General features: G+C 40.9%; 3 protein-coding genes. 2 read left to right on the top strand and 1 reads right to left on the bottom strand.

From position 1 onward, the window contains the following. A partial coding sequence (locus ACZRMO_RS30170) for a hypothetical protein (protein WP_463975268.1) occupies window positions 1-445 on the top strand: 445 nt, incomplete at its 5' end. Window positions 446-504: 59 nt separating this feature from the next. On the opposite strand, the gene ACZRMO_RS30165 is transcribed toward ACZRMO_RS30170, so the two are convergent. Then, the gene (locus ACZRMO_RS30165; protein WP_169894459.1) at window positions 505-1,002 is read right to left on the bottom strand and encodes a hypothetical protein; all 498 of its coding nucleotides are present in this window, start codon (window positions 1,000-1,002) and stop codon (window positions 505-507) included. Window positions 1,003-2,150: 1,148 nt separating this feature from the next. Here ACZRMO_RS30165 and ACZRMO_RS30160 point away from each other — a divergent pair. Continuing rightward, window positions 2,151-2,896: plasmid recombination protein (locus ACZRMO_RS30160; RefSeq protein WP_463975267.1), on the top strand; the 746-nt coding region annotated here is incomplete at its 3' end.

The raw sequence follows: 2,896 nt of genomic DNA, 5'->3' as shown, positions 1-2,896 counted from the left end.
CCGCCTGCAGGCGGAGCTGGTAGACCGTCAAACCCACCTAGATCGTGCCTTACAGTTCAATGAGGAGCTTCTGGAGGAGGTTGCCTCGAGGGTCGATGCTATTGTTGCTGATTTTAATGAAAATGGTGCTGCTTATGATAGTTTAATCGAACGTGTCGAACTCGAAAAAGAAGTAAGAAAAGACATAAAAAGCATGTATGACAATGTTAAAAATATGCTTAATGAAAGCCCTATTTTTAAAAACTTACAACAACAACTTAGGAATTCATTTCCAGATTTTTATAATTCATCATTGAAGTTGTGCAACAAAGTTGCAGCATATTTTAACGCCGATTCTGGTGGTGGTGATTTACTACCACTACTTAAAGAAACACAAGAAAATGCGGTAAAAATGAAGTCTCTTAATGATGAATTGAAGGGACGAAGCGGCAAGTTCAAGCTTTAAAAGTGCAAAGCACACCAGAAAAAAGAGCCGTAAGGCTCTTAATTATTTTACTTACAACATTATTCATCTAGATTGAACTCGGTTTGAACTGTTTTTGAACCATCTGCTTTATAAATGATGTTCATTTTAATGCTTTCGTATGTTTTTCTACGATTATAAATGTCTTTCCATGTGCCTTTGCCAAAAAGGTTTGGATTCGGCATAAATGTGCCACGACCGACAGGGAGAATAATGTCCTTATCTTTTAATTTTCCAAGATAATTTGCAAAGGTCTGTGGTTTTAAATTAAGCTTTTCACAAATCATGTCTTTGCCGTATTTGCTTATATTAATCAACCCATCATAGTCCATACGCTTCATAAGCTCGTATAAGATGGAGTTGTTTGGAAGATCGTAGAGGCGATTAATATCGTCTAAATAAAGCTTTATATATTCAGGTTCAGCAGGAAACTGAATAATAGTTTCTTTTGATGATGAAATAACTTCGCCGGTTTCGTTATTTACTGCATGTGTTTCATGTGTGTATATATGGTTTTTTGTAGGTCTTTTAGAAGACATAATATGTTCCTATAAATAGTTGCTTATTCCCAGTATATACCATTTTAAAAGTATTGTCAATACCCTTAAAAGAGTATAAAGCATACCCCCACACGGTAACGAACTTACTTTTAAAAAAGTACAATTTAGAGCCTTGAAATAGCGAGGGTATACTTTTTTTTACACTCATTTCATACCCCCACAGAGTATAAAACTTACCTCCACAGAGTATAAAACTTACCTCCACAGAGTATAAAAATTGGCTGAAAGCCACGGAATACGTGGTTCCCAGTATCTTATATCTTGTATTACCCTCTTTTGACCTTCGTTATAGCAATCAAAAATAAGGGCATTTTCAGCCCGTTAGATTGCATTCGGATAGGACGGATCTACCGCAACGCGAAGCAGGTTCCACAAGCCTCGTTATGGTGATTGAGTGGGTGGCCTAGGCCGTAGGACGACGGCAAACCATGAGATCAACAGAGCGAGAGCACTGGGGAAAGCCATCGCCCGAATGGGCTGGCGTCCTGTAAATGCGGTAGCTCCGTCGGATCTATGTGCTGCAATCGAGCCTAACGCCTCACTGCGTTCGTTGTTGGGCCATTTGACACGCTTGGCCAAAAAGCCGGCCAACCATGTCAAACGACCTTAATCGGCTCGCTAATGGGCTATCAGGAGCTTCTAGGGTGGAATGGGATCGATGGATCACCATCGTCACTGTCCAACCCGCTTTTGATTTTCGGGGACTGACAGCACACCCCCACATTCCCTGGAGGGAAATGTTCAGGGGTGTAATGGCACCGTTGCCGGTGCTGTTCTGGTGATAAAAGCAAGGGCAACGCAGCTTTTAAAAACAGACAGCCTCTGGAATAAACCGGAACGGTTTATGTAAGACATTGCCGATTTTGATTGTAAGCTTTTGACCTGTTGCAGATCTTGATCTTGATCTTGCTGTTGATCTTCCTCGCGTAGCGAGGCCCATGCACTCGTAGAGTGCTTTAATGGGCTAAAACACTCCTTCGGAATGTGATGTATCAAGGAATAAAATAGAGGCATTTAAAGGCTTTATAAAGCACCAAGTTGCTTTAAAGCACAAGTAGTGCTTTATAAGCACTTGATTATCTGAAAATAAATGTTACAACATGATCATATAACAATGATATCGCACCATGAAAAATTTCGTTTCATTCAATGCCAAGTATTATAAAAATTCAAATGCGTCTGGTGAGATAGGACACGTTCAACGTGCCTTTGCCAAAAATACCAACCAAATAGTCGAATTCGCCAAAGATAATTTTGGTTGTGGCTATAACATCTATGATCGATATAAGGACGTTTTTAATCAAGTAGAAGGTATTAAAAATAAGAAAATACAAAAAACCGCCAATACATTCATGGATGGGGTTTTGTCATTTTCAAGAGATCAGATGATGGAGATCATGAAAGACCCTGACTGGAAAACATCGTTTTCCGATCATATTGAGCAGTTTATGCAAGATGTAAAAGAAAAGACCGGCATGGAGCCGTTAGGCTGGGAAATGCACATGGACGAGGGCCATAAAGACCCAGTAACAGGCGAATATAAGATGAATTATCACGCTCAATGTATCTTCTTCAATTACGATTTTAAGACGAATAAAGCCCCATTGCGTGACCTCATGGGCCGCAAAGGTGAATCGATTTGGTCAAAATTGCAGGACACTGCAGGCCAACGTTTCGAGGATCTTGGGTTTGTCCGTGGTGTTTCTGCTGATATGACCAAGGCCAAACATCAAGAAAAAGACGATTTCATAGCCTCTAAACAGGCTGAGATCGACCGCCTGCAGGCGGAGCTGGTAGACCGTCAAACCCACCTAGATCGTGCCTTACAGTTCAATGAGGAGCTTCTGGAGGAGGTTGCCTCGAGGGTCGATGC

It is taken from the genome of Pseudomonas sp. B611, from assembly GCF_055407965.1.
This window is presented reverse-complemented; position numbering and strand designations above follow the sequence as displayed.